Below are 20,663 nucleotides of genomic sequence, written 5' to 3' on the forward strand. Positions count from 1 at the left end.
CCGCCGCGTGCGAGCATAATCGCGCGTGGTGCTTCGGCTGCCAGCAGAGATTTCAGAAGCTTCGGATGCCAAGGTGACGGAATGCAGCCCGTTGCTTAAATATTGCGTTAAGCCTGCCGCTGATCCCCTTCTTTTGCTGCACGTGCGCAGATGCTAGGCAGCGCATGCAAAGTGGGGAAAACGATCATCGTGGAAGCCGAAACATCGTTCATCGGAGTAGCTGGACGCCGCCTTCATGTCGCCCGCTGGCATCGTGGGGCCACAGGCCACAAGCCGCTGCTGATGCTCAACGGGATCGGCATGAATCTCGAAATGCTGGCACCTCTGGCCCGAGCGCTCCCGGAACGCGAAGTGCTGTGCTTCGACATTCCCGGAGTCGGCAGCTCGCCCGACCCCATAATTCCCTACACCATTCCCTGCATGGCTCTCACGACGGCTGCCCTGCTTGATCGCCTGGGCATCGACGAAGTGGATATCCTCGGCATCAGTTGGGGAGGCGCGCTGGCGCAACAGATCGCTTTCCAGCACAAGGCGCGGACGCGCAGGATGATCCTTGCGGCCACCTCGCCCGGCGGCACCATGGTGCCGGGCAACGCAGCGATGATGGCGCACTTGGCCGACCCCATGGAATATACCGTTGAGCGCACCTTGCGTCGAAACCTGGCCTCGATCTACAACGGTGGCGGCTCTGGCAGAGTGTCGCTTAACGCGGCGAAGGCGCCCTCGCCCATTGGCTTTAGCTACCAGATGGCGGCGTTCTCCACGTGGTCCAGCATGCCCTTCCTGCCGCTGCTGGATGTCCCGGTACTGGTCATGGCAGACGAGGAGGACCAGTTGGTCCCGCCCGCCAACGCCCATATCCTGCACAATGCCATCCCCCGCAGCCAGATTCACATGTTCAGGGGTGGCGGGCACTTGTTCATGCTGTCCCAGACCGAGCGTTTCATCCGCAAGTTGCGGGACTTCCTGGATAATGATCCGGCCGCCGCTGCTGCATGATGGCGTGAAACTTGCCGTCTGTTTCCTTCCCCTTGCAGGATCACGCCGTTAGCATGGTCCGGGACTCGAGAGGATAACAAGGGAAGAGACCATGCGGCACATAGCGATCGTGGGCTCCGGCCCGGCCGGATACTACACCGCCGAGGCCGCCCAGAAGCTGTGGGGGGCCGATGTCGAGATCGACATCTTCGACATGCTGCCGGTCCCCTATGGCCTGATCCGCTTTGGCGTCGCACCTGATCACCAGTCGATCAAGGGGGTGACGCGGCGGTACGAGCAGACCGCGCTTGCCGATAACGTGCGCTTCATAGGCAACGTCAAGGTCGGGTCTGACGTCAGCGTGGCCGAACTGCGCGATCTCTACGACGCGGTAGTGCTGGCGACCGGTGCACCCCGCGATCGCCCGCTGGGCCTACCCGGCGACCACCTGGGCAACGTTCATGGCAGTGCAGCGTTTGTCGGCTGGTACAATGGGCATCCCGAGTTCGCGGCCCTTGACCCCGATCTTTCGGGGAAGACTGCCGTTGTCATCGGCATGGGCAATGTCGCCCTCGACGTTGCGCGGATCCTTGCAAAAAGCCGCGAGGAGTTTGCTGGAAGCGATATCGTTGCGCACGCGCTTGATCGGCTGGCTGAATCCCGGATCGGCAGGATCGTGATCCTCGGACGACGCGGGCCGCACCAGATCATGATGACGCCCAAGGAACTGGGGGAACTTGGCCATCTGCAACGCGCCGTTGCCCATGTCGACCCGGCCGACTTGCCCGATGAAGGCGACGATGCGCTCCTCGAACCCGGTCTGCGCAAGTCCGTTGCGCTTCTGCGAGGTTTTGCAAACAACGCGAAAGCCACAAGGCGCGACGTGCCCATAAATGTCGACTTCGATTTCTTCGCCTCACCCCGCGGGCTCATCGGAGAAGGCCGGGTCAAGGCGATCGCGGTCGAACGGACGCGCGTTGAAGCAGGGCGCGCAATCGGGACCGGCCAGTTCTATGAAATTCCGGCAGACCTGGTCATATCGTGCATCGGCTACCAGACCTCGCCCATTGCGGGCGTTCCCTTCGATGAACGGGCGGGTCGATTTGCCAACGACGAGGGGCGCATCCTCCCGGGTCTCTACTGCGTCGGCTGGGCGCGGCGCGGACCTTCGGGCACAATCGGCACCAACCGTCCCGACGGGTTCGGCGTGGTCGAGATGATCGCAGCCGATCAAGGCGCTCCCGCCGAGAAACCCGGCGGCAAGGGTTTCGATGCTCTGGCAGCGTCGCGCAAGCTCGATGTGGTGACTTTCGCGGACTGGAAGAGGATCGAGGAGGCGGAGGAAACCCGCGCGCGCGACGACGCCCCCCGCGAGAAGTTCGTTGCGGTCGACGAGATGATCCGAGCGAGCGGGCATGGCGATTGACGCGCTGGCAAGGGTCTGACTTAATCGCACGGTTAACGTGACGGACCGCCGTCGAGTCGGTCTGCGCGGGGAGAAGGAGCCTGCCAATGCCCGCTTACGACCTGATCATTCGCAACGGCACGATCGTCGATGGCACCGGCAAATCGCGTTTTAGCGGCGATGTTGCTATCAAGAACGGCCTGATCGCGGCCATCGGCACCGTGCATGGCGATGCAGCCGAGGAGATCGATGCCAGCGGCCGCGTGGTTGCGCCGGGCTGGGTCGACATCCACACGCATTATGACGGCCAGGCAACCTGGGATGCCGAGATGGCCCCATCTTCCTGGCATGGCGTGACCACTGTCGTCATGGGCAACTGTGGGGTCGGCTTCGCCCCTGCCGCACCCGACCGGCATGACTGGTTGATCGGTCTGATGGAAGGCGTCGAGGACATCCCGGGCACAGCCCTCGCCGAAGGCATGACCTGGGATTGGGAAACCTTCCCCGAGTATCTTGACGCGCTGGAGAAGATGCCCCGCACGGTCGACATCGGCACGCACGTGCCGCACGGCGCGGTCCGCGCATATGTGCTGGGAGAACGCGAGAAGCCAGGTGCGATCCCGACAGGCGACGATATTCGCAAGATGTCCGAGATCGTCGAGGAAGGCATTCGCGCCGGGGCGCTGGGCTTTTCGACAAGCCGAACGGTCATTCACAAGTCGATCGATGGCGAAGTGGTACCCGGCACGACCGCCACGGCAGAGGAGCTGATCGAGATCGGACGCGCAATGGGCCGCGTCGGCCACGGTGTGTTCGAAATGGCATCCGACATGAAGCGTGAATGGGACGAGTTCGGCTGGATGGGGGCCATGAGCCGCGAGACCGGATTGCCGGTCACCTACGCCGCCTTGCAGTCGATCGCAAAGGAGATGCCGCTCGACGAACAGATTTCCGAAATGCGGCGACAGAACGAACAGGGAGCGAATATCGTCGCCCAGATCGCGCTGCGCGGAAACGGCGTGATCATGGCCTGGCAAGGCACCGTCCATCCCTTCCGCTTCCGCCCCAGCTACACGGCCATTGCCGACCTGCCTTGGGATGAACAGCTTGCTCACCTCAAGGACCCGGCTTTCCGCGCGCAGGTGCTATCCGAAGAAAACGTGTACCCCGAAAGCGACATCATCGGTCTGTTGATGATGATCGCCCAGGGCTGGCACAACCAGTTCGTCATGGACGATCGCTTCGATTACGAGCCGCAGCCCGAGTCTTCCATCCTTGCCCATGCCCGCGCAGCAGGCGTCACGCCCGATGCCTACGCCTATGACAAGCTGATGGAGAACGAGGGGACCGGGTTCATCTATCTGCCGATCCTCAACTATGCCGATGGCAATCTCGACTTCCTCGAGGCGCTGCAGGACTCCGACGACACGGTAAACTCGCTATCGGACGGCGGGGCACATTGCGGCACGATCTGCGACGCGGCGAGCCCGACCTTCATGCTTCAACATTGGGTGCGCGATCGCGAGCGGGGCAAGCGGATCTCGCTCGAGCAGGCGATCAAGCGTCAATGCCATGATACGGCGCGACTGTATGGGCTCGACGATCGCGGCATCCTTGCCCCCGGTTATCTCGCCGATATCAACATCATCGACTTCGACAACGTCAAGCTGCTCAAGCCCTGGCTGGCCTTCGACCTGCCGGCTGGCGGCAAGCGCCTTCTGCAAAAAGCCGAAGGGTACGATTACACGATAAAGGCGGGCAAGGTTACATTCCGCAAGGGCGAATGGACGGGAGCCACTCCCGGCGGCCTGATCCGCGGCCCGCAACGCGCAGATTTGCTCGAAGCTGCAGAATGAATTGGTCGGCCCGCTGCCATTGAACGGTCGCGGGCCGGTAACCAGCCGCTTCAGGCGGCGTTGCGCAGGCCTGCGCTGGCGGAGTATCCGCCCGCGCTTTCCAGCCTGAATTGCGAAACCAATGCCGAAAGGCGATTGGCCTCGCCGGCAAGGCTGCGGGCCGCGGCCGTAGCTTCTTCGACCATGGCGGCGTTCTGCTGGGTCATGGTGTCCATCTCGCGAACGGTTTCGCGGACCTGGCCGATGCTGCCCGCCTGGTCTTGCGCCATGGCGGCAATACTGCTGGCAAGACCGGCCACATGGCCAACCTGCTCGACGATGATCGCGAAAGTATCGCCGGTCTGGCCAACCAGGCTGACGCCCCGCTCCACCTGGGTGGAACTGGCCGTGATCAGGTGCTTGATATCGCGCGCGGCATCGGCCGTTCGCTGCGCAAGGGCCCGAACTTCGGTTGCAACGACAGCGAAGCCCCGCCCCGCATCACCGGCGCGTGCAGCCTCGACACCTGCATTGAGCGCCAACAGATTTGTCTGGAATGCGATGCCATCGATCACCGAGATGATCTTCCCGATCTCCTGGGCAGAGTTGTGAATGTCGTTCATCGCCTGCACGGCTTCCCCGACAACTTCACCGCCGCGCATGGCCTCACCATGGGCCTGCTGGACCGAATCGTGCATGTGCGCGGCATCTCCAGCGGTGGTGCTGACCGTGGATGCAAGTGCCGTGACTGCTGCCGAGGCTTCCTCGAGGCTGGCAGCCTGCTGTTCGGTGCGCCGCGCAAGATCGTCCGAAGCCTGACGGATCTGCTTGGCTCCGACGTCAACCGAGCCGGAGGTATCGGCCACATTGCGCAGAACGCCCGACACTTGCACGCGCATGCCATCGAGATGCTTCTGCAATTCGGCAAAGGCGGTAGGGAGGTCGGGGACCGGCGTGGCGAAATCCCCTTCCGCCATGGCGCGCAAGGTTGCGCTGACCTCGTCGATCACGGCAACGCGCGCTGCTTCCTCAGCCTTGAAATAGGTAGATAAAGCCACCTCCATATCAAGCAGCGCCATCTTGATCATCGAGCCGACCGAGCGCGCCAGTTGCCGGCGTCGAAAGAGCGCCGAGAACCCGCCGAACATCTTGTTGACGATGTTTTCAAGGACCGATGCATAGGCACCGATGTACCAGCCAGGCTCGAGACCGATCCGGGCATGGACATTGCCGATACGTTCAGCGCTATCGAAGTAGGTCTTGTCGACCGAGCCCCCGAACATGCCAGCCCAGTGATCGATCTGCTTGTCGCGGGCGTGGTTCATCGCGGCACGGGAGCCAAAGAACCTCGATGTTTCCGGAGTCGCCGAAATCTGGTCGTACAGCTTGTCCAGAGCCGGCGGCGCATGCGTGCGCAAGGCTGCAGCTATTTGCGGGAAGCGAGCGAGATCCTCGGCGCCGATGTTGAAGAACGCCAGCTTCTTGGCGATGACCTGCGGATCGTAGGAACTCGACATGCTCGGTACTCCTGTGTCGAGCCGAACATGACGCCTTCCATTTGAAATACGGTAATAGGGGCAGGGTTTCCAATACGGAAGCCACGCAGAAGACGCGGTTAACCTTGTATCACGCTGATCCCTGCCACTTTGTCAGACGCGCATCGGCATCAGCACGTAAAGCGCTGGCGACTTGTCATCCCTGCGGATCAATGTCGGCGCACCGGCATCAGCCAGATGAAGCTCGACCGTGTCCCCATCGATCTGGTTCAGGATGTCCTTGAGATAATTGGCGTTAAAGCCGATTTCGAACCCGGTTGCCGAATAGCTTGCGGGCAGCTCTTCTGCAGCCGTGCCGTTGTCCGGACTGGTGACGGACAAGGTGACGCGATCGTTCTCCAGCGCCATCTTCACCGCGCGGGTCTTTTCCGTGGCGATGGTCGCCACACGGTCGACACCTTCGAAGAAGGAGCGCGGATCAAGCTTCAGCAGCTTGTCGTTGCCTGTGGGAATGACGCGGCTGTAATCGGGGAACGTGCCATCGATCAGCTTGCTGGTGAGCACCACGCCATTTTCACCGCCGAGCGTGAAGCGCACCTTGCTGGCCGAAAGATCGATCAGCACTGCGGTATCGAGCACTTCTTCGAGCAGCTTGCGCAGTTCGCCCACGCATTTGCGCGGCACGATCACGTCAGGCATGCCTTCCGCGCCTTCGGGCCGAGGCACGGTGAAGCGTGCAAGTCGGTGGCCGTCGGTTGCGGCTGCCTTGAGCACTGGCTGCGCATCTTCGGAAACGTGCAGGAAAATGCCGTTCAGGTAATAGCGCGTCTCTTCAGTGGAAATCGCGAAACGGGTGCGGTCGATCAGTTCGGCCAGAGTGCGCGCAGGCACTTCGAAGCTGGTGGGCAGATCGCCTTCGACGATCACCGGGAAATCGTCACGCGGCAGGGTCGGCAACTGGAAGCGGCTGCGGCCGGCCTTGACGATCATGCGGTTGTCGGACGTTTCGAGGCTGACCTGGCTGCCATCGGGCAACTTGCGCGCGATGTCGAACAGCAGGTGAGCCGATACGGTGATCGCGCCCGGCCCTTCGACCGAGACGGCGGCCATGGTCTCGACGATCTGCAGGTCGAGGTCGGTTGCCATCAGGCGCACCGTGCTGTCGGGCGCAGCTTCAATCAGCACGTTCGACAGGATCGGTATCGTGTTGCGGCGCTCGACCACAGACTGGACGTGGGACAGGCAGCGCAGGAGCGTCGCGCGTTCGATCGTCGCCTTCATTCTCGTCTCGATCCCCCCGGAGGCAAAGCCCGACGGCCCTGCCCCGTGAATATGGCTGAACCGGGGAATCATGCTCCCCGGCGTTCGGTTCGGACTGCCTGTCTTAACGCAGAGGCGGGACTCGGCAAGCACCGGCCCCGCCATCAAGGCCTAAGTTGGGGATAAACCCGCCGGATTCAGCCTTGGCCGGAGATCAGGACATCATCGCCATGCCGCCGTTGACATGAAGTGTCTGCCCGGTGACGTAGCCGGCTTCCTTCGAGGCAAGGTAGGCGACGGCTGCACCGATGTCAGATCCTTCACCCATGCGACCCATGGGAATGCGAGCATTGAGCGCGTCCTTCTGCCCATCGGGCAGGACGTCGGTCATCGCCGTGCGGATGAAGCCCGGCGCCACGCAGTTGACTGTCACGCCGCGGCTGGCGAGTTCCTGCCCGAGCGACTTCGACATGCCGACAAGGCCAGCCTTGGCAGCGGCGTAGTTTACCTGACCGGGGTTGCCCGTCGCACCGACAACACTGGTGATCGTGACGATCCGGCCAAAACGGGCCTTCATCATCGGCTTGGTGGCGGCGCGCATCAGGCGGAAGGCAGCTTCGAGGTTGACGCGGATCACCGCATCCCATTCCTCGTCCTTCATTCGCATCGCGAGGTTGTCGCGCGTGATGCCTGCGTTGTTGACGAGGATGTCGAGCTTGCCCAGCGTATCCATGGCGGCGGGCACGAGATGCTCGACCTGTTCGGTATTCGACAAGTCGCAGGTGATCTCGACATGATCGTGGCCGTAAGTGTCGTTCAGTTCTTCGCGGAAGGCGCGCAGCTTGGCGGGGTTTGTACCCGAAAGCGCGATGCGCGCGCCTTGCCGCGCCAGAGCGTGGCAGATGGACGAGCCAATGCCGCCAGCGGCACCGGTGACGAGCGCGGTCATTCCGCTAAGGTCAAAAAGACGGTTTTCCATGGGCTCAGAGCTCCTTGAGGATCGCATCGATGTCGGCCATGCCGACGACGCTGGTAACGGAAACGTCGGCGACCGAGCGATTGATCATCGGGCCAAGGACCTTGCCGCCAAGTTCGATAAACTGCTCGACGCCAGCATCCTTCATTGCAATGGCGCTCTCGCGCCAGCGGACGCGTCCCGTCACCTGTTCGACCAGAAGGCGCTTCACTTCGGCAGGATCCGTGACGACCGAAGCGGTGACATTGGCAAACAGCGCAGTGCGCAAGGCCGATGGCGGCGTTTTCTCGAAGGCTTCAGCCATGGCATCGGCCGCAGGCTGCATCAACGGGCAATGGAACGGGGCGGAAACCGGCAGAAGCACGCCGCGCTTGATGCCGTGGTCCTTGACCATCGCCACCGCGCGCTCGATCGCAGCCTTGTGGCCCGAAAGTACCACCTGCGTCGGGTCGTTGTCATTGGCGACGGTGCACACTTCGTCTTCGGCAGCAGCTTGCGCCAGAGCAGTGGCCTTTTCGATGTCAGCCCCAAGCAGTGCGCACATCGCGCCCTGTCCAACCGGCACGGCGGCCTGCATCGACTGGCCGCGCAGCTTGAGCAAGCGAGCCGTATCGGCAAGGCTGAAGGCACCAGCGGCACAAAGCGCCGTATATTCGCCCAGACTGTGGCCAGCAACGAAATCGGCCTTCTCGGCAAGCGTGATGCCGCCTTCCCGCTCCAGCACGCGCAGCACCGCGATGGCATTCGCCATGATCGCTGGCTGGGCATTCTCGGTAAGGGTCAGAACGTCTTCCGGGCCTTCCTTCATGATCTGGAAGAGCTTCTGGCCGAGCGCGTCGTCCACCTCCTCGAACACCTCGCGCGCGGCCGCGCTGGCTTCGGCAAGTTCGAGGCCCATGCCAACCTTCTGGCTGCCCTGCCCCGGGAAAACGAATGCTCGCATCGGAGTCTCCTGCATCGTGTTGGCCACTTCGCGGCCCATTGTTCGTGGTGGCGCGCCCTATTGCCGCAAGCCCGTTCAGGCAAGCCCGAAGGGCACGATGCGATTGTCGCTATCATGCCCGATGTCGGCACGACCGAGATAGGCAATTCCGCTGCGCATGCACCAGTGTCGCGCCATGTCCTCGACCGGATGCCCGAATGGTCGATCGTTCTCCGGCGCCTGGCTGACCCGGCCAAGGCGCAGACCCGCGATACCGACGGAGGCCAGGCAACTCGTGACATGAAAGAGCAGCCGATCAACCGCATAATCGTATTCGGCAACTTCTTCGACCATGACGACATGCCCGGACAGGTCAGGCAGGAGAGGCGTGCCGCAAAGCATGGCAAGCGTCATCAGATTGAAGGCGACGGCCGGCTTGCGATCCCCAAGGCGCGTTTCGAGACTTGGCTCAAGGCCCGAACGGTCACCCTGCAGCCATGCCAACGAGCGCCGGACCGCAGCATCGCCACCATCGCGCCGCAAATCGACCGGCATCGGCGCATGAACGCTTTTGCCGATGCCGGCGCGATACAGGGAGCCGAGCAGTATGCCGGCATCCGAGTAGCCAAGGTACTGCTTGTCATAGGCGGCAGCCTCCAGCAGCTGCAGGGCGTCCAGCGCGATACGGCATGCACCGTAGCCGCCCCGAACGAACCAGACGGCAGCGAACGCGGGATCGTTTGCGCATTCGACAAACGCAGCCAGCCGTTGCGCGTCGGTCCCCGCAAAGTGGCCATCGCTGGCGAAGCACTGCTGATGAAACTGCAGCGAAAGATCCGGGAATTCCACCCGCGCAAGCGCCTCGACCCGGATCGCGTCGGCTTGCGTAAACGGCGTCGAAGGAGCGCAGATGGCAATGCGAATGGTCACTTCTTGACCGTAGCGCGTTTCGGGCATCGGTTGAAAGCGACAATAGCAAGGTTGTCACCAAGCCCGCTCCCGCATACCGGTCAAACCATGACGACTGCCAATTCTCCGACACAGCTCGCCTCGCGCCCCTGGTTCTTTTGCGGCATTGGCGGGTCGGGCATGCTCCCGCTGGCGCTGATCCTGCGGGGGCTTGGCGCGCGCGTCGCAGGCTCGGACCGTAGCCGCGATCAGGGGCGTACACCGGATAAGTTCGCGTGGCTTGAGCGGCTTGGTTTCGAGCTGTTCCCGCAGGATGGTTCAGGTTTGAGATCGCACGAGCAGGTGCTTGTCGCGTCGGCAGCCATCGAAGATACCGTCCCTGAAGTCGGCAAGGCGAAAGAATTGGGCTGCGAGCGCATGAGCCGGGCCCAGTTGCTGTCGACCCTGTTCAACGTCGCTCCGTCGCGGATTGCGATCGGCGGAACCAGCGGAAAATCGACCGTTACCGGCATGATCGGCTGGATACTCACGTCGGCTGGACGCGATCCGACGATCATGAACGGTGCGGTCATGAAGAACTTCGCCTCCGACGACGTGCCATTCGCATCCGCACGGGTCGGAAACGGCAGCGCATTCGTGGCAGAGGTGGACGAGAGCGACGGCTCGATCGCACTTTACCGGCCCACGATTGCCGTCCTCAACAACGTCAGCCTCGATCACAAGAGCCTTGAGGAACTGCGCGAGCTGTTCAGCGCGTTTCTTGCGCGGGCAGAAATCGCAATCGTCAACGCAGACGATCCAGAAAGCCTCGCCCTCCTGCCCGGCGCACGGCAGTCCATTTCTTTCGGTCTGGCTTCGAACGCCGACATTTCGGTCAACCTGATAACGATCAAGGAAAGCGCCACGGGCATTTCCGCCGAGGTGATCGATCGTCGCAACAGGCAGACGCATGCGCTTGCCCTGCAGGTGCCAGGCCGACATAACCTCGCCAACGCTCTGGCGGCGCTTGCCGCAGCAACTGCGGCCGGCGTTGAGCTTGAAGATGCGGTGCGTCATCTGGGCGGCTTCGCGGGCTTGGCACGCAGGTTCGACATCGTTGGCACCTCACCTTCCGGCATTACGGTGATCGACGACTTCGGCCATAATCCGGAGAAGGTCGCGGCGACGCTTGCAACACTCAAAGCCCATCCGGGCCGGGTCATCGCGTTCTTCCAGCCGCATGGATACGGTCCCTTGCGGCAGATGGGCCACGAACTGGCTGAAGTTCTCGCCACCCGCTTGGGAACAGACGACGTTTCGCTTCTGTGCGATCCCGTCTATTTCGGCGGAACGGTGGATCGCTCGGTCGGCTCCGGGCGAATTGTCGCCATGATACGCGAGCATGGCGGTACGGCTGAGCACATTGCCGAGCGCGACGCATGCGGCGACCGGCTTGTTGACCTGGCCCGCCCCGGCGACCGCATCGTGATCATGGGCGCACGCGACGATACCTTGGCCCAGTTCGCACGCGCAGTCCTCGAACGCCTGCCTTGACTTGCATGGTCCGGACTCCTTGCAAGGCGTCCGGACGCTACCTTCGTAGCGACCCGAAGGTGATTGTCAGTCGAACCGCTTTTCAAGCATCACGAGATGCGGATCGCCTTCGATGCCGTGCGCAAGGAAGCCACGCTCGCGCTCAAGCTCGATTGCGGCATGGTTTTCGCGGTCCTCGATCGAGATGACCCGCTGCAATCCCCTCTTGCGAGCTTCTTCGCCAAGCAGATCGAGCATTGCCCATCCGATGCCGCGATTGCGGAAATCGCGGCGAACCGAAACGGCAATCTCGCCAGCGTTCATGTGAGCGTCGCACGCAAGGATGGCTGATGCCACGAGCACGCCGCTGGTCCGCTCGAAAGCGAGGAAGCTTTCGCTGCGCCAGTGGTCGACATGTGTCAGCGGCGCGAGTTGCGCGTCGCTGATGTGGTGGCATGCAGCGAGAAAGCGGAAGCGACGGTCCTCGTCGCTGACCTGATCGAAGAACGTGGCGAGCAAGCCCGCGTCTTCGGCAAAGGCCGCACGAACATCAAGGACGGTACCGCTACGCGTCGTGAATGTGCGCACCGGGGCAAGTTCGGCCAGCGTGGTGGCTTCAATATGGGCTGTCATCGGGATCGCTCCTGCAGATCGTGAAGTCTCACCGGCAATACCCGCGCGCTGCAGTTCGGCCTTGATCCAGCGCAATCACCTGTCCGCGCTGCGATGCAGATTGCGCATGGTGAATTGCAGCAAGCGCAACATTAAGGAAAACCGCGGATGGCCTGAAAGCGAAGTCCGGTGCGTCGTTCTTGTTACCGTGGTTAACGCAAGTGGAGGTTCAAGCCATGTGGAGCGATCGGGAAAGCAGCGATCAGGACCCGAAACGGCGGTCGACGCGCGTAGGGATCGAGCTGCCAGTGCGCTGCAAGCACGGGGCAACAAGGTCAACGGTCATCCTTAAGGATCTCAACCAGTATGGCGCGAAGATCGAGGGCCTGGAAAAGCTCCGCATCGACGAGCCGATCCATCTGATGCTGCCGGGCCTTAAAACGAAACTCGCCTTCGTGGTCTGGAGCCGCGACCGCGTGAGCGGGCTCGAGTTCGAACACAGGCTGCACGACGAGGTGTTCGAACGGCTCGTCAGCGAATTCGCCATCCGGCTGTATCGCGAAGCCAATGCCCCCAAGCTGGCACCGGTGCGCTACGCCGCCTGAAGCGGTAAAGAATGCGCTCAATGCTTGCCGCGCGCCTTGCCGATCGCGTGGACGACAAAGGCCACGATGGCGCCGAGAATAACGCCGACGATTGCTGAAATGACCGCGTAGGTCAGCCAACCCAGCACGCCGCCCAATGGCCCGGTGGCATGTTCGACAGCATGCTGCGCCGCATGGGCAAGATCGGCCGGCGCGTGCCAGCCCAGCACTTCTGCACCGTGAAGGATGATGCCGCCGCCGACCCACAGCATCGCGGCGGTCCCGACCGTGGCGAGCAGGGCCAGCAGGACAGGCATCGCCTTAAGCAGGAAACGCCCGACAGCCTGCGCGGCCAAGGAGGTCTTCTTGACCAGATGCAGCCCGATATCGTCCATCTTCACGATCAGGCCAACGGCTCCGTAAACCGCGATGGTGATGACTACACCGACGAGCGCGAGGATCAGGCCTTGCTGGAAAATTCCCTGATCGGAAACTTCTGCCAGCGCGATGGCCATGATCTCGGCTGACAGGATCAGGTCGGTCCTGACTGCTCCTGAAACGCGCTGCTGCTCGAAAGCGGCAGCGTCGGTCGGCTGATCGTCAAGGGTTTCGCCGTGCTTTTCCCCGCCAAGCTTCTCCATCAGTTTTTCCGCGCCTTCGAAGCACAGGAAAAGTCCGCCGGCCATCAGCAGAGGCGTGATTGCGCCAGGCAGGAACGCGCTGAGCAGCAAGGCTGCGGGAAGAAGAATGACAAGCTTGTTGAACAGGCTGCCGCGAGCGATCCGCGCGATCACGGGCAATTCGCGATCAGGCGTGAACTCAGTCACGTAGGACGGAGTGACCGCAGCGTCATCAATCACGACGCCCGCAGCCTTCGTACCGGCCTTGGCGGCGGCCGCGCCGACATCGTCAAGCGACGCCGCCGCAGCACGGGCAATAACGGACACGTCGTCCAGGAGGGCAACTAGGCCGGTGGGCATGATGAAGAGCTGTCCTTGGTTCGAGACTGGTTTGACGCAGGGATGTGCGGGAACGCGCGAAAGAGCGCAAGGGTCCACGCGCCGTTCCGTATGACCCGGCAGAATTCAACCGCGCTCGCGCATCCCGGGGACAGCAACCTCGACGAACTGCGGTGTGGCGCGGGATGACGACGCAGCCGCAGTTGCAGCCGCAAGCCGCAACGGCGAAACTCGCCACCGCGTGCACAGACCTCCTGCACCATCGCTGGTCAGCGGCGTTTCGAATTCGACCCCGATCTGGGCGTCGGACGCACGCACCACTGTCGATACGACCAATTGCCCCCCGCCCAGATCGACAACGAGAATGGTCCCGACAGGAACTCCCGCCAAGCCATCGATGCGCGCGCCGGTGCGTGACAAGTCGCGCATCACCGCTTCGTATCGGTAATCCTCGTGGATTATGCCGACCCGGCGAAAGACCGTACGCCGTTCGGGCCGGTGCCGAACCGGGCCCTGCGGCTCGAAGCACAGGGCCCCGCTTGCCAGCCTCGCCTCGACATCAGCGATCGGCATTGCCTGCGCGAACAGGTGCCCCTGCAGAAGCCGTGCGCCCTTTTCCCGCACGACTTCGAGCTGATCGAAAGCCTCCACGCCCTCGACGGTGGTTTCCATGCCCAGCGCGTCGGCAAGCCCAAGTATCGCGGAGATGATCTTTGCGCTGTTCTGGTCCCTTGCTGCACAGTTTTCGACGAAACTGCGATCCACCTTGAGCTTGTCGAAGGGCGCCGATCGCAAGTAGCTGAGCGAGGAATAGCCGGTGCCGAAGTCATCCAGAGCAAGGCGAACGCCCAATCCCTTGAGCGCGGCAAACGTCATGTCGACGGTTTCGCTGTCGCGCATGAAAACTGTCTCGGTGAGCTCGAGTTCGAGCCGCGCAGCTGCCATACCGCTTCCTGAAAGTGCTGCTGCCACGGTGGTCACGAAACCCGGCATTGCAAACTGGACCGGCGAAACGTTGACAGCGAGACGCACATCCTCAGGCCAGTTGACAGCGTCGCTGCACGCCTTGCGCAAGGCCCACTCGCCCAGCGCCACGACAAGATTGGTCTCCTCCGCGATCGGAATGAAGACAGACGGCGCGATGGGGCCGCGTTCCGGGTGATTCCAGCGCATCAGCGCCTCGAACCCTACGACGACGTTGTCCGCTATGCGGATGACCGGCTGGTAATGCAGTTCCAGTTCGTCCCGCGACAGTGCTTCGCGAAGATCGTTGGCCAGCAGCGTGCGCTCCTGTGCTTCGTCCTTCAGTTCGGACGAGAAGAAACGGAACTGCCCGCGCCCGCCATTCTTGGCAGCATAGAGAGCAAGGTCGGCCGAGGCGACGAGGACCTCACGCGTGTCTCCGTCATGCGGCGCAACTGCAATTCCGACAGAGGTGCCGATGACCGCCCTTTTCCCCTCGAGTGAGTAGGGTTGCGAAACACTCTGGATGATCCGCGAGGCAAGTTCGCCCAAGCGGCCGCGATCATCGACATCGGGAAGGATGACCTGGAACTCGTCCCCACCCAGACGCCCGATATCGCCACGGTCACCGATCGCCTTGCGCAACCTGTCTGCAACCTGCCGCAACAGCTCATCACCGGCGGGATGCCCGAGAGTGTCGTTCACGTGCTTGAACTTGTCGAGGTCAAGCATGAGGATGCTGCAGCAACGACCTGCCGGGCGGAACGCTGACAGGATGCTGTCGAGCCGTTGCGTCATCCGGTGGCGGTTGAAAAGCCGGGTAAGCGAATCGAACTCGGCGGCACGGCTGTCATCGCGTCGGCGCGTGTATTGTGCCGTGACATCACGGGCCATGCCGCGATAGCCGCCAAAGCTGCCGTCTGATTGCCAATGCGGCTGGCCGCTCAACGCCCACCACCGCACTTTCCCGTCGCTCTCCGAAAAGCGGACAATCATTTCGTCAATGCGACCGTGCGACGACAGCAGGAAAGTCAAAGGTCGCGCGCCATCTTCGGGAGGGTCATCTGGATCAGCCTCGATGACCGCTGTCAGAGGCTTGCCAAGCCAGGACGGTGCGCGTTCGCCGATCGTGGGCGAGAGGTAGGAAATGCCGCCCGCCTCGTCCGTCGCCCAGAACCACGCTATTCCGGCTTGTTCGATTTCGGACAACAATTGGGCGCAGTTTTCAGTAGCAAGGCCGGTGCCACGCTTGACCGCGGTGGCGGTCTTTGCTGCCGCACCGCCTTCCTGCCGTTCCCGGCCCTTGAATAGCCCACGCACCAACATGTTTTCCAAGATGAAAACGCAGAATGCCGCTTTAACAGACCGAGCTTATGTCGAGGACGTTACCACCGTCCTAACAATTGCCGCCCAGTCGGCTACGCAACCTAGGCAGTCTCGCATCTTGTCGGATTTGCGGCTAGGAGGCGGCCATGGCTGCCCCAGTGACCCGCCTTCACCATCTCGACGCCGCTCGGGCGCTACTGCTGCTGCTGGGCCTTCCATTCCATGTGGCAACGAAGGCGATCTTCGAGAGCGAACCGGCAGCGATCGAGTTTCAGAGCTCGTTGCTGATCGGCGGCTGGGCCAGCGTGACACATGCTTTCCGCATGTTCGCATTTTTCCTGCTTGCCGGATACTTCGCGGGCATGATCCGCGAGCGGAAGGGCACGCAAGCGTGGCTGAAGGAGCGTTTGCGGCGACTGGGTCTGCCGTTCCTTGCGAGCATCTCCACGCTTGGAGCGATCCAGTTTGCACTGCAGGAATCGCTTCTCAAAAAGCCGTCACCGGGATTTGTCGGTCTGCCGATGGCGCTCGACCACCTTTGGTTCCTCGTCGTCTTGCTGGCCTTCTGCGCAACATATGCGGCAATCCCGCTACACATGGTCCGGCCGGGCGAGGCGACAAGGCGCGCCATGCTGCTTTCGGGTCCGGGCGGACTCGTGCTGCTCGGCATGCTCTCGCTGTGGGGATTGCTGCACTACGCCACCGAGCAGATCCCGGGCATTCCCGGCGCTCCCAGCGAAACCTTGCTTTTGCAACAATACGCTTTTCATGCTGCCGCCTTCTCGCTCGGCGTCATGGCGTGGCATGGCTGCCTGGGAGATCGGCTCTTTGCCTTGCGCAGCCGCTTCATACCGGTGGGAATTGTCGGTTTGATGATCGTCTACCTGCCGCTCGACCCATTGCTCAGGCCTGCCCTCGGCAAGGAGGTCTATCCTGACCTGACAGGCGCGCTGATCTTGCGGGCCGTCGAATTGCCGCTGGCTTATCTCATTTCGCTCGCGCTCTTCCGATGGCTTGCAGCAATCGTCACGCGTCCCAGCAGGGTCGTCACGTTTTTCGTCGACGGTGCGCTGGCCATCTATCTGTTCCATCTCGTCTGGGCGATGGTCCTCCTGCCAGTGGTTCGCGCCTTGCCGCTCCCTGCCGAAGCACACTGGCTTCTTGCCGCAGCGGGCGTCCTGATCCTTGCAACGCTCAGTTATCTCGTCGCTCGCTCAACGAACCTTACTGCGGCCCTCTTCTGCGGTGCGCCTGCACGGCCCACGACTTACGAAGCGACCGCAAAGGTGCCCGCGCCTGCGCCATGACGTCAGCCCTAGTGCCGGCGCCCTTCAAGGACGTGCCGGCAAAGATCACGCTTGCTTTCCGGGCCGGAATCGTTATGCGCCGCCCCTTCGCGGAGTGAATCGCTTTCGCGGAAAGAAGAAAGCCGGAGGGGCCCCGCAATCCCGCGGACAAGCCAGCGATCGGTTAGTTAGATAAGGAAGCACAAAGCATGCCGCTTTATGAGCATGTCTTTCTCGCGCGCCAGGATCTGAGCCAGGCTCAGGTCGATACGCTCGCAGCCACCGCCACCGAGATCGTCGAGAGCAACAACGGCAAGGTCACCAAGACCGAGACCTGGGGCCTCCGCTCGCTGGCCTACAAGATCCAGAAGAACCGCAAGGCGCACTTCGTGCTACTGAACATCGAAGCTTCGGGCGACGTGATCGCCGAGCTCGAGCGTCAGACGCAGATCAACGAAGACGTGATCCGCTACATGACCGTCCGCGTTGACGAGCATGAAGCCGGCCCGTCGGTCATGATGCGCAAGAACGATCGCGAGCGCAGCCGTCGCCGCGAACGCGAAGGGGAATAAGACATGGCTCGTCCGTTTTTCCGTCGCCGCAAGAGCTGCCCGTTCTCGGGCAAGAACGCGCCGAAGATCGACTACAAGGACGTGCGCCTGCTGCAGGGCTTCATGTCCGAGCGTGGCAAGATCGTTCCGTCGCGCATCACCGCCGTTTCGGCAAAGAAGCAGCGTGAGCTGAGCCAGGCGATCAAGCGCGCCCGGCACATCGGCCTCCTGCCCTACATCGTCAAGTAAGGAGCGCCCAACATGCAGATCATCCTGCTCGAGCGCATCGAGAAGCTGGGCGGCATCGGCGACGAAGTCACCGTGAAGGACGGGTACGCCCGCAACTTCCTGCTGCCCAACAAGAAGGCGCTGCGCGCCAACGAAGCCAACCGCAAGGTCTTCGAAGCCAACCGCGCCCGCATCGAAGCTGAAAACGCTGCTCGCCGCGACGAAGCGAAGTCCGAATCGGGCAACGTCGAAGGCAAGGAAGTCGTTCTCATCCGCGCTTCGTCGAACGCTGGCCAGCTTTACGGCTCGGTCTCGGTTCGCGACATCGCCGACGCTCTGGTCGAACAGGGCTCGAAGGTGACCAAGGCCATGATCGTGCTTGAACGCCCGATCAAGACCATTGGCGTCTACGACGTGAAGGTTTCGCTCCACCCCGAAGTCTCGGTCAACGTGAAGGTCAACGTTGCCCGTTCGCCGGACGAGGCCGAACTGCAGTCGCAGGGCGTCAACGTGATCGACGCCATGTTCGACAACGAGAGCGGCGGCTTCACCGAAGCCTACGATCCGAACGCAGAACCGGGCGAAATCCCGGCCGAGCTGCTCGAGGGCGGCGAGGAAGCGACCGAAGCCTGAGGCTCACGCTTTTTCGGCAACAGAATTGGGGGCGTCCTTCGGGGCGCCCCTTTTTCGTTTTCGATTACCCGTTTTCGTCAGTCAACTGCCGGGTTGCCAGGGACAAGTTGAAGTCGGTCTTTGCAGTGAAACACGCCTGCGCTACATCCCGTGGATGACTACAACTGCAACCATCATTTCCGAGCTTACACGCCTCTACGACGAGGCCGTTGCGCAACTGCGCGAGGACATTGCCGCTTACGCCAACACCGGAGCCCTGCCCTCGCCTGACAAAAGGCAGGACGGCTCATACTGCTATCCGGAACTGCGTATCCGGCTCGACGACGATCCGGGCAATGAGGCCACGGGCAGAGCATTCGGCCGACTGACGCAACGCGGCGAATATGCCTGCACGATCACGCGCCCCGCGCTCTTTGCCGATTACCTAGCCGAGCAGATCGAACTGATCCGTTCATCCTACAATGTGACCATCGAAGTCGGTCGCTCGAGACAGGAAATGCCCTTCCCCTACGTTCTGGACGGAGCGTATGGCGCACAGATCGGCCGCGTCAGCCCGCCAGAGCTGGCGAAGCATTTCCCTGCAACCGACCTTGCCCATATCGGCGACGAGATCGCCGATGCCGAATACGTTATCGGCGACGGGCCGATGCCGCTTTCGCTGTTCGACGGGCTGCGGACCGACTTCAGCCTTGCCCGCTTGGCGCATTACACCGGCACCCGTATCGACGACTTCCAGCGCTACATCCTTTTCACCAACTACCATCGCTATGTCGACGAGTTCGTTGACTGGGCCGGTCTGCAGATCGATGGGCAGAACTACGTTGCGCTTACTGGTGCGGGTGGCCTGTCGCTGGATGCGCATACCGAAAATGCCCGCGCCAGACTTTCCGATACTGCCTGGCGCCGGCACCAGATGCCTGCTTACCACCTCGTGGCGCCCGACAAGTCGGGCATTACGCTGGTCAATATCGGGGTCGGCCCGTCCAACGCGAAGACGATCTGCGATCATCTGGCTGTTCTGCGCCCGGAAGCCTGGCTCATGATCGGCCATTGCGGCGGATTGCGGCCCACTCAGAAGATTGGCGACTACGTGCTTGCGCACGCCTATTTGCGCGACGATCACGTGCTCGATCCAGTCCTGCCGCCAGAGATCCCCATCCCGGCCATCGCCGAGGTGCAGGTTGCGTTGCAACAGGCTGCCGAACTCGTATCCGGCGAAGGCGGCACCGATCTCAAGAAGCGGATGCGCACTGGCACCATCGTCACGACAGACGACCGCAACTGGGAATTGCGCTACACGCATTCGGCGCGGCGCCTTTCGCTCAGCCGCGCGGTTGGCATCGACATGGAAAGCGCCACGATAGCCGCGCAGGGCTATCGCTTCCGTGTGCCCTACGGCACCCTGCTATGCGTATCCGACAAGCCGCTCCATGGCGAAATCAAGCTGCCTGGGCAGGCCAATCGCTTTTACGAAGAGGCCATTGCCGCGCATCTCGCCATCGGAACGACCGCGTGCGACCTTCTGCGGAAGGAGGGTTCACGCCTCCACAGCCGCAAACTGCGCGCCTTCAGCGAGCCACCGTTCCGCTGACGCGGCAGTGCCGTAAAGAAAAGGCAATCCGAAGCAGCTAGCCCTGCTTGCGGATTGCCAAGGTTGCGTCCCTCCGCTCCGGGGTGGCCGGAGCTCGGTCCTGGTTATTTGAAAACTTCGGTGCCGAGCGTGTCCATGGCGCTGCGGAACATATCGACCGAGTTCGAGAATACTTCGAAATCGATGCCTTTGCCGGTCACGACGTCCCAGGTCATCATCACGCCATCGTCCTTGCCCAGCGAGACCGATGCGAAGCGCGTGTTGCGGTTGAACCGAACGGCGTCTTCGGCGGTGAATTTCTTTTCCGGCGTGAAATTGGCAACGAACTGCAGCGACTGGCACGCGTCGTGGGTTTTCTCGTTGCATTCGTAGAATAGCAGGGCTGCCTGCCAGCCACCGATCTCGGTGTTGATAAGCGGGTCGCCGTTGCCGTCCTTGGCAAGTTCGGCGGTATAACCCAAATTCTTCAGTGCTTCAGCCACGCCTTCCGGTCTGACTGCACTTACCGAGTTGGTGGCTGCCTGTGCCGCTGAAGGGGTAAGAACGCTCACGGCTGCGGCCGCGAGCAGGCTCTTCCAGATCATCCCTATCCTCAATCCCGAAAAGGGCTCTTGCCGGCCCGTTCGTTTATGAGAAT

General features: G+C 62.2%; 19 protein-coding genes. 10 read left to right on the top strand and 9 right to left on the bottom strand.

Going from position 1 to position 20,663, the window contains the following annotated elements; translation table 11 throughout:
• Positions 1–189 precede the first annotated feature (189 nt).
• The 3 genes from B9A23_RS06095 to B9A23_RS06105 all read left to right on the top strand — a co-directional run bounded on the left by B9A23_RS06095 (position 190) and on the right by B9A23_RS06105 (position 4,239).
• Positions 190–999 carry an alpha/beta fold hydrolase gene (locus B9A23_RS06095; protein WP_254895023.1) on the top strand — a complete coding sequence of 270 codons (810 nt, stop codon included), beginning with the start codon at positions 190–192 and terminating at the stop codon, positions 997–999.
• A 91-nt stretch (positions 1,000–1,090) separates the two neighbouring features.
• Positions 1,091–2,404 (top strand): FAD-dependent oxidoreductase, encoded by a 1,314-nt coding sequence (locus B9A23_RS06100; RefSeq protein ID WP_084277997.1) that lies wholly within the window; start codon positions 1,091–1,093, stop codon positions 2,402–2,404.
• A gap of 86 nt (positions 2,405–2,490) precedes the next feature.
• Entirely contained in the window at positions 2,491–4,239 is a 1,749-nt protein-coding gene (locus B9A23_RS06105; protein ID WP_084277998.1) for an N-acyl-D-amino-acid deacylase family protein, read from the top strand.
• A gap of 50 nt (positions 4,240–4,289) precedes the next feature.
• Here the strand turns inward: B9A23_RS06105 and B9A23_RS06110 are convergent, their stop codons facing one another.
• The 5 genes from B9A23_RS06110 to B9A23_RS06130 form a co-directional block, all read right to left on the bottom strand.
• Positions 4,290–5,735 carry a globin-coupled sensor protein gene (locus B9A23_RS06110; RefSeq protein WP_084277999.1) on the bottom strand — a complete coding sequence of 482 codons (1,446 nt, stop codon included), beginning with the start codon at positions 5,733–5,735 and terminating at the stop codon, positions 4,290–4,292.
• Between the two features lie 132 nt (positions 5,736–5,867).
• Positions 5,868–6,995 (bottom strand): DNA polymerase III subunit beta, encoded by a 1,128-nt coding sequence (gene dnaN, locus B9A23_RS06115; protein ID WP_084278000.1) that lies wholly within the window; start codon positions 6,993–6,995, stop codon positions 5,868–5,870.
• Positions 6,996–7,188: 193 nt separating this feature from the next.
• Positions 7,189–7,953, bottom strand: a complete 765-nt coding sequence (gene fabG, locus B9A23_RS06120) for a 3-oxoacyl-[acyl-carrier-protein] reductase (RefSeq protein ID WP_084278001.1) — start codon at positions 7,951–7,953, stop codon at positions 7,189–7,191.
• Positions 7,954–7,957: 4 nt separating this feature from the next.
• Positions 7,958–8,893, bottom strand: a complete 936-nt coding sequence (gene fabD / locus B9A23_RS06125; RefSeq protein WP_084278313.1) for an ACP S-malonyltransferase — start codon at positions 8,891–8,893, stop codon at positions 7,958–7,960.
• A 75-nt stretch (positions 8,894–8,968) separates the two neighbouring features.
• On the bottom strand, positions 8,969–9,802 hold the full coding sequence (locus tag B9A23_RS06130; protein ID WP_254895024.1) for an LD-carboxypeptidase: 834 nt from the start codon (positions 9,800–9,802) through the stop codon (positions 8,969–8,971).
• 87 nt (positions 9,803–9,889) lie between these two features.
• On the opposite strand from B9A23_RS06130, the gene B9A23_RS06135 reads away from it, so the two are divergent.
• Positions 9,890–11,314: a Mur ligase family protein gene (locus tag B9A23_RS06135; RefSeq protein WP_084278003.1), complete on the top strand. Its 1,425-nt coding sequence runs from the start codon at positions 9,890–9,892 to the stop codon at positions 11,312–11,314.
• A 66-nt stretch (positions 11,315–11,380) separates the two neighbouring features.
• On the opposite strand, the gene B9A23_RS06140 is transcribed toward B9A23_RS06135, so the two are convergent.
• Positions 11,381–11,926, bottom strand: coding sequence for a GNAT family N-acetyltransferase (locus B9A23_RS06140; protein ID WP_084278314.1), 546 nt, complete (start codon positions 11,924–11,926; stop codon positions 11,381–11,383).
• A 215-nt stretch (positions 11,927–12,141) separates the two neighbouring features.
• Between B9A23_RS06140 and B9A23_RS06145 the strand changes: the two genes are divergently transcribed.
• Positions 12,142–12,510, top strand: a complete 369-nt coding sequence (locus B9A23_RS06145; RefSeq protein ID WP_084278004.1) for a PilZ domain-containing protein — start codon at positions 12,142–12,144, stop codon at positions 12,508–12,510.
• A gap of 17 nt (positions 12,511–12,527) precedes the next feature.
• On the opposite strand, the gene B9A23_RS06150 is transcribed toward B9A23_RS06145, so the two are convergent.
• Together B9A23_RS06150 and B9A23_RS06155 are read right to left on the bottom strand one after the other, a co-directional pair.
• A complete protein-coding gene (locus B9A23_RS06150) occupies positions 12,528–13,469 on the bottom strand; it encodes a DUF808 domain-containing protein (protein ID WP_084278005.1) in 942 nt (313 codons plus the stop codon).
• Between the two features lie 105 nt (positions 13,470–13,574).
• Positions 13,575–15,737, bottom strand: coding sequence for an EAL domain-containing protein (locus tag B9A23_RS06155; protein ID WP_084278006.1), 2,163 nt, complete (start codon positions 15,735–15,737; stop codon positions 13,575–13,577).
• A gap of 146 nt (positions 15,738–15,883) precedes the next feature.
• On the opposite strand from B9A23_RS06155, the gene B9A23_RS06160 reads away from it, so the two are divergent.
• The 5 genes from B9A23_RS06160 to B9A23_RS06180 all read left to right on the top strand — a co-directional run bounded on the left by B9A23_RS06160 (position 15,884) and on the right by B9A23_RS06180 (position 20,026).
• Positions 15,884–17,044 carry an acyltransferase family protein gene (locus B9A23_RS06160; RefSeq protein WP_084278007.1) on the top strand — a complete coding sequence of 387 codons (1,161 nt, stop codon included), beginning with the start codon at positions 15,884–15,886 and terminating at the stop codon, positions 17,042–17,044.
• 188 nt (positions 17,045–17,232) lie between these two features.
• Positions 17,233–17,595: a 30S ribosomal protein S6 gene (gene rpsF, locus B9A23_RS06165; protein WP_084278008.1), complete on the top strand. Its 363-nt coding sequence runs from the start codon at positions 17,233–17,235 to the stop codon at positions 17,593–17,595.
• Positions 17,596–17,598: 3 nt separating this feature from the next.
• Positions 17,599–17,823 (top strand): 30S ribosomal protein S18, encoded by a 225-nt coding sequence (gene rpsR / locus B9A23_RS06170; protein ID WP_011445073.1) that lies wholly within the window; start codon positions 17,599–17,601, stop codon positions 17,821–17,823.
• Between the two features lie 12 nt (positions 17,824–17,835).
• Positions 17,836–18,435 (top strand): 50S ribosomal protein L9, encoded by a 600-nt coding sequence (rplI, locus tag B9A23_RS06175; RefSeq protein ID WP_084278009.1) that lies wholly within the window; start codon positions 17,836–17,838, stop codon positions 18,433–18,435.
• Positions 18,436–18,589: 154 nt separating this feature from the next.
• Positions 18,590–20,026 (top strand): AMP nucleosidase, encoded by a 1,437-nt coding sequence (locus B9A23_RS06180; RefSeq protein WP_084278010.1) that lies wholly within the window; start codon positions 18,590–18,592, stop codon positions 20,024–20,026.
• A gap of 104 nt (positions 20,027–20,130) precedes the next feature.
• Here the strand turns inward: B9A23_RS06180 and B9A23_RS06185 are convergent, their stop codons facing one another.
• Positions 20,131–20,610 (bottom strand): YbjN domain-containing protein, encoded by a 480-nt coding sequence (locus B9A23_RS06185; RefSeq protein ID WP_084278011.1) that lies wholly within the window; start codon positions 20,608–20,610, stop codon positions 20,131–20,133.
• Between the last annotated feature and the right edge of the window lie 53 nt (positions 20,611–20,663).

The sequence above is a fragment of the Novosphingobium sp. B1 genome, from assembly GCF_900176395.1.
Taxonomy (GTDB): Bacteria; Pseudomonadota; Alphaproteobacteria; order Sphingomonadales; family Sphingomonadaceae; genus Novosphingobium.